The following is a 5,773-nucleotide window of genomic DNA, read 5'->3' as shown; positions in this document are numbered from 1 at the left end:
CTTTTTCTTCTGGCGCGTTATCGATCTGGTCGAAAGCACGTGCAGAACCGCCGTAGGTTTTAGCCAGAACGGTGGTGATTGCTGCAGTCAGGGTAGTTTTACCGTGGTCAACGTGGCCGATAGTACCGACGTTAACGTGCGGTTTTGAACGTTCAAACTTTTCTTTAGACATCGATTGTCCCTCTAAGACACGGATAAATCGGTGGTATCACCACATCAACCAAGCATTTGCCTGTTGAATCCAGAACAGAAAGAAAATCAGGGGGCGAGATAATAAGAAGTGGTGCTGATAGGCAGATTCGAACTGCCGACCTCACCCTTACCAAGGGTGCGCTCTACCAACTGAGCTATATCAGCACATCTTGGAGCGGGCAGTGGGAATCGAACCCACATCATCAGCTTGGAAGGCTGAGGTAATAGCCATTATACGATGCCCGCATCCTGGAACTCGGCTACCTGACTTTTCTGTAGAATTTTTAGGTGGGAGAAGGATTGTTCGTCGCTTAACTCTCACCCTTCGGGCCTGCTGCGCTTTACGCTGCACAACTCGAACCTTGCTGAAGGCTTTCGCCTTCCCCTTCCGCAAATTAACCGCTACGAGTTATTCGCTGGTCAGTCAACTGCCGAAGGCAAGATTTGGTGGTGGGGGAAGGATTCGAACCTTCGAAGTCTGTGACGGCAGATTTACAGTCTGCTCCCTTTGGCCGCTCGGGAACCCCACCAAATTTTAACTACTGTGACTTGATTGGTGCCGGCTACCGGAATCGAACTGGTGACCTACTGATTACAAGTCAGTTGCTCTACCAACTGAGCTAAGCCGGCATCAAGTGCAGCGCATTCTAGGTAGACCGAGCGGCCTATGCAACAAAAAAATTGCGTTTCGCGCACTTTCGCTCACAAATTACCCAATTATGCATAGTACCTGGCAATTCACAGCGCGCAGCGGGCAAAGATTCATCAATTGCAGGAGTCATTCTCTATAATTTAATCCACTTTTTGCAAGTATTGGCCCTTCCTTTCCCCGTGCCCGTTATCTCAAATCCGTAAACCGAAATCAGGAAACTGTGAGCGGGATCGATGCACCAGAAAAGGGAAGAATGCCCCACGTGACGGCATCAACTACAATTATTCCTCACCTCTTTCGCCGCCGGAGCGCCCTTCGCCGCTCTGGCGCAATTATTGCTTATCTTCATTACCCCCTCATCCAGGAGGAATGACCGATGAAAATTGTCCTGATTAATGCCGCCACGCTACCCATTTACCGTAATGAACTGGCTCGTCTGTTGACCGATGCAGTGACGCATGGAGCCTCTGTGGGCTACGACACGCTGATCCCGCATGAAGACGCCGAGAGCTACTTCCACAGCCTGAGACCTGCCTTGGCCAAAGGAGAGCTGTTGCTGTGGATCGCCAGAGACGAGCGCGGTGTCATCGGCACGGTTCAACTCGAGCTGTGTCAGAAACCGAATGGACGCAACCGTGCTGAAGTGCAAAAACTGTTAGTTCACAGCCGCGCACGCCGCAGTGGTGTCGGACAAGCCCTGATGAAGGCATTGGAACAGTCGGCGCTGCAGCAACAGCGTGGCCTGCTGTATCTCGACACGCAGGCAGCTTCCGCCGCAGAAGCACTGTATCGCTCGCTGGGCTATCGCTGTCTGGGAGAGTTGCCCGACTATGCCGCAGCACCAGATGGCTACTATCACCCGACGGTCATTTATTACAAACGCCTGTTCACGGTTAACCAAGCCCCCTCCGCCATCGCCAGCTAGCATGAAAGCGGTATCATTCCCCAGAGATACCGCTTTGCAACACCTCTGCAATCAACTGCGCGCCGCTTCTCACAATTGACATAAACTGCCGCCAATCGATAACTTTTGCGAAAAAAGTCTACGCCAAAAACCAAGCTGTCTATAATATGCAGCTTGTTTATTATCTGGAGTTGGCGTCCGGCGCCTTTCCCAACCTGCGTTAACAGGCAGAATTTGGCTTATGATAAAAAGAGATCAATCTTTAGCGACGCCTTACCTTCAGTTCGATCGTAACCAGTGGGCCGCGTTGCGAGATTCGGTGCCACTGACGCTGTCAGAAGAAGAGATCGTTAAACTAAAAGGGATTAACGAAGACCTCTCTCTGGAAGAGGTAGCACAGATTTATCTGCCGCTATCGCGTCTGCTGAACTTCTATATCAGCTCCAACCTTCGTCGTCAGGCCGTACTTGAACAATTCCTCGGTACCGATGGTCAGAAAATTCCCTATGTCATCGGCATTGCTGGCAGCGTTGCCGTAGGTAAAAGCACTACTGCGCGTTTGCTGCAGGCATTACTTAGCAGTTGGCCGGAACATCGCAGCGTTGAACTGATCACTACCGACGGTTTCCTGCATCCAAATAAGGTGCTGAACGAACGTGGGCTGATGAAGAAAAAAGGATTCCCGCAGTCCTACGATATGCACAGCCTGGTAAAATTCGTTTCTGAGGTGAAGTCAGGTGCCAAACGCGTGACTGCTCCCGTATATTCTCATCTGATCTATGATGTTGTTCCGGATGGTAATAAAGTTATTGAGCAGCCGGATATTCTCATTCTGGAAGGGTTAAACGTATTACAAAGCGGAATGGATTACCCTCACGATCCTCATCACGTATTTGTTTCCGACTTTGTTGATTTCTCAATATATGTCGATGCACCAGCCCAGTTATTGCAAACCTGGTATATCAATAGGTTTCTGAAATTCCGTCAGGGCGCATTTTCTAATCCTGACTCTTATTTCCACAACTACGCAAAGCTGCCCGAAGCGGAGGCCATCAATATTGCCACCCAGCTTTGGAATGAGATTAATGGCTTGAATTTACAGCAAAATATTCTTCCAACCCGTGAGCGCGCCAGCCTGATAATGACGAAAAGTGCTAATCATGCCGTCGAACACGTACGTTTGAGGAAATAATGCTATAAAAAATGGGGACAACGTTGGTCCCCTATCAAAAATAGTTATTCAGCACTACGTAGAGATATTTCCCCACCGATAAATGGCTTAATCACACCATTCTGCTCGAGCAATAATGCCCCTTGCTGATCAATGCCACGCGCAATACCAAAAATTTGTTGTTCACCTATTAGTAGCTTAACCGGCCTATCAATAAAGTTATCCAAAGCACGCCAACGTGAAATAAAGGGCGCCAGCCCGTCAATTTCAAACTGCGGCAAAGATTGGCGCAACTCATTCAGCAAGGTTGCTGCCAGCTCATTGCGATCTATGCTAATCCCCGCTTCCTGCAGATTGATCCACCCTTGGTTGATAGCATTTGCATTGCTTTCACGCATCGCCAAATTGATACCGGCACCAATTACCAATTGCGCGGCATCACCAGTCTTTCCGGTTAATTCAACTAAAATACCCGCAAGTTTACGATCGTTGAGATACAAGTCATTCGGCCATTTAACCCTGACATCTTCAGCGCCCAAGCGTTGTAACACCTCTGCCATCACTATGCCAATCACCAGGCTCAGGCCCATTGCGGCTGCAGGCCCTTGCTCCAGACGCCAAAACATCGAAAGATACAGATTGGCACCAAACGGCGATATCCATTGCCGTCCGCGGCGGCCACGGCCGGCCTGCTGATACTCGGCGATACAAGCATCACCCGACTGTAACTCAGTGATACGGTCCAGCAAGTATTGATTGGTGGAGTCTACGACAGGTAACACAGTTACACGCTTATCTTCCAGTTGGCCAAGAATACTGTCAGCATCCAATAGTTGGATGGGGCCAGGTAGACTGTACCCTTTTCCCGGTACGGTAAATACATCCAGCCCCCACTCACGAATAGTCTGGATATGTTTATTAATCGCTGCGCGACTCATCCCCAGATACTCACCAAGATGCTCGCCTGAATGGAAGCTGCCGTCAGCCAATAGCTCAATTATCTTTAATGGTACTTTGGAGTCTTTCATGCGAGAACTTCCAGGGCATTTCGTTCGCCCGTCGCACCGATAAAACGGACTTCAGGTTCCAACCATACATCGAACTTCTTCGCGACCGTATTACGCACATGGCGAGCCAAAGCAACTACGTCCTGACTGCTGGCATCATTCAGATTAACCAGAACGAGCGCTTGTTGACGATGTACCGCTGCACCACCAATTTGATAGCCCTTCAACTCACATTGGTCGATCAACCAACCGGCAGCCAACTTCACCTGGCCATCCCGTTGCGGATAATGTGGCATACCGGGGTACAACGCAACCAGCTCAGCGCCCTTCTCCTCGCTGACAAGCGGGTTCTTGAAGAAGCTACCTGCATTACCGGTCACAGCTGGATCAGGCAACTTGCTGCGGCGCATTGCGCATACCGAATCAAATATCTGGCGTGGCGTCACCGTTTCCGGATCCAGTTTCGTCAGATCGCCATAATTCAGCATCGGGCTCCACTGTTTGCTCAGTCGCAAGCCTACGCCGACAATGATATGGCCGGTCTGAAAATGGTGCTTGAAAATACTTTCACGATAACCGAATCCGCACTCTGATGTCGGAATGCGATCGATGGCTCCCGTATTAAAGTCCAGTAAATCAACGTAGTCGCATACACTTTTTAGTTCGATGCCGTAGGCACCTATATTTTGAATAGGTGCAGAACCGACCAGACCCGGGATTAGAGCCAGGTTTTCCAACCCGGGAATACCTTTGTCCAGAGTACTGCAGACCAAACCATGCCAGTTTTCGCCGGCACCGACATGAAGGTACCAGGCATCTTTCTCTTCTCTGATATCGATGCCTTTGAATTGATTGATCATAACCGTACCGGCGAAGTCCTCAAGAAACAGGACATTACTTCCTTCACCGAGCACCAACAATGGCTCTTGACGCTTTTGCGTTTTCTGCCAGACCTTGATCATTAATTCGATTGTATCTGCAATGACCAGATGCGCTGCGTTGACCGGGAGCGCAAAGGTATTGTGTGTTTTTAAAGACGCATGTTCAGTAGACATAGTGTTAAATACCTATACGGAAATAAACTTCTGCCTAGTCTACTCGATTCGGCGCGCTAGGCTAATGTTTGTTTTTATTGATTTTAATTTAACCCGGCGATCATCCACGTGAAATATATTTCTAATTGTTTTATAAGGAAATATTTATACAAATAGATAGGTAATCCAATGAAGATAATTGGCGGCATGATTAATACAGACATTATCTTAGGTAGAGATTTATAGTCACATAGTACTAACCTACTATATTAGCGCTATTTATATATATCTAATATTACTCATCGTTTTTATACATTGGCCATACTTATGATTATAAATATAACCTCAGTAGCCTTTTATTCATTCAGAAATGTAGCAACTGAGACGTTGACCACATGCCTGAGTCCGTTGCTTCCTGACCCCAAAGCAAAAAACCCCTGCTTTCGCATGAGGCTTTCGACTTTATTTGATACCTGGCAGTATCCTGCAATACTCGTCTCATCCTGAGACTCACCCCTTCGGGGCCGCCGCAAGCGGCGTTGAAGCCCGTTCCCGACGGGCTTTCCGCATGCTCATGCTCAAGTAAAACACCGCAATGTAGCAACTGAGGCGCAGCGTAGCTGCGTCCGTTATTTCCCGACCCAAAAACAAAAAGCCCTACGCTTTCACGTAGGGCTTGTTGCTTTATTTGATGCCTGGCAGTGTCCTACTCTCGCATGGGGAGACCCCACACTACCATCGGCGCTACGGCGTTTCACTTCTGAGTTCGGCATGGGGTCAGGTGGGACCACCGCGCTATTGCCGCCAGGCAAA

5 protein-coding genes, 4 tRNA genes, 1 rRNA gene and 1 other RNA gene are annotated in these 5,773 nt (G+C 48.9%); 2 read left to right on the top strand and 9 right to left on the bottom strand.

The annotated features are described in order from the left end of the window. From D4100_RS25420 to D4100_RS25395, 6 genes are all read right to left on the bottom strand, one after another. A partial coding sequence (locus tag D4100_RS25420) for a GTP-binding protein (RefSeq protein WP_235163334.1) occupies positions 1 to 172 on the bottom strand: 172 nt, incomplete at its 3' end. Positions 173 to 281: 109 nt separating this feature from the next. Then, positions 282 to 357: transfer RNA gene (locus D4100_RS25415), tRNA-Thr, on the bottom strand. 6 nt (positions 358 to 363) lie between these two features. Further along, positions 364 to 438: transfer RNA gene (locus tag D4100_RS25410), tRNA-Gly, on the bottom strand. 37 nt (positions 439 to 475) lie between these two features. Beyond that, positions 476 to 591: non-coding RNA, RtT sRNA (locus tag D4100_RS25405), on the bottom strand. A 46-nt stretch (positions 592 to 637) separates the two neighbouring features. Continuing rightward, positions 638 to 722, bottom strand: a tRNA-Tyr gene (locus D4100_RS25400). Positions 723 to 746: 24 nt separating this feature from the next. After that, a tRNA-Thr gene (locus D4100_RS25395) sits at positions 747 to 822 on the bottom strand. 398 nt (positions 823 to 1,220) lie between these two features. Here D4100_RS25395 and D4100_RS25390 point away from each other — a divergent pair. Together D4100_RS25390 and coaA are read left to right on the top strand one after the other, a co-directional pair. Beyond that, entirely contained in the window at positions 1,221 to 1,769 is a 549-nt protein-coding gene (locus D4100_RS25390) for a GNAT family N-acetyltransferase (protein ID WP_065505743.1), read from the top strand. Positions 1,770 to 1,989: 220 nt separating this feature from the next. After that, on the top strand, positions 1,990 to 2,940 hold the full coding sequence (coaA, locus tag D4100_RS25385; RefSeq protein WP_065505742.1) for a type I pantothenate kinase: 951 nt from the start codon (positions 1,990 to 1,992) through the stop codon (positions 2,938 to 2,940). A gap of 44 nt (positions 2,941 to 2,984) precedes the next feature. On the opposite strand, the gene birA is transcribed toward coaA, so the two are convergent. The 3 genes from birA to rrf all read right to left on the bottom strand — a co-directional run bounded on the left by birA (position 2,985) and on the right by rrf (position 5,769). Beyond that, positions 2,985 to 3,947: a bifunctional biotin--[acetyl-CoA-carboxylase] ligase/biotin operon repressor BirA gene (gene birA, locus D4100_RS25380; protein WP_065505741.1), complete on the bottom strand. Its 963-nt coding sequence runs from the start codon at positions 3,945 to 3,947 to the stop codon at positions 2,985 to 2,987. Next, the gene (murB, locus tag D4100_RS25375) at positions 3,944 to 4,981 is read right to left on the bottom strand and encodes a UDP-N-acetylmuramate dehydrogenase (RefSeq protein ID WP_065505740.1); all 1,038 of its coding nucleotides are present in this window, start codon (positions 4,979 to 4,981) and stop codon (positions 3,944 to 3,946) included. The genes birA and murB overlap by 4 nt, the downstream gene beginning before the upstream one ends. Positions 4,982 to 5,653: 672 nt before the next feature. Beyond that, a 5S ribosomal RNA gene (rrf, locus tag D4100_RS25370) occupies positions 5,654 to 5,769 on the bottom strand. Positions 5,770 to 5,773 lie beyond the last annotated feature (4 nt).

Source organism: Serratia inhibens (assembly GCF_003591175.1).
GTDB lineage: Bacteria > Pseudomonadota > Gammaproteobacteria > Enterobacterales > Enterobacteriaceae > Serratia > Serratia inhibens.
Note: the sequence above shows the minus strand (reverse complement) of the source record. Positions and strands in the feature narration are given on the sequence as shown.

Coding starts and splice junctions, on each gene's coding strand:
- D4100_RS25390 (WP_065505743.1), top strand. CDS start 1,221: ATGAAAATTGTCCTGATTAATGCCGCCACGCTACCCATTTACCGTAAT.
- coaA (WP_065505742.1), top strand. CDS start 1,990: ATGATAAAAAGAGATCAATCTTTAGCGACGCCTTACCTTCAGTTCGAT.
- birA (WP_065505741.1), bottom strand. CDS start 3,947: ATGAAAGACTCCAAAGTACCATTAAAGATAATTGAGCTATTGGCTGAC.
- murB (WP_065505740.1), bottom strand. CDS start 4,981: ATGTCTACTGAACATGCGTCTTTAAAAACACACAATACCTTTGCGCTC.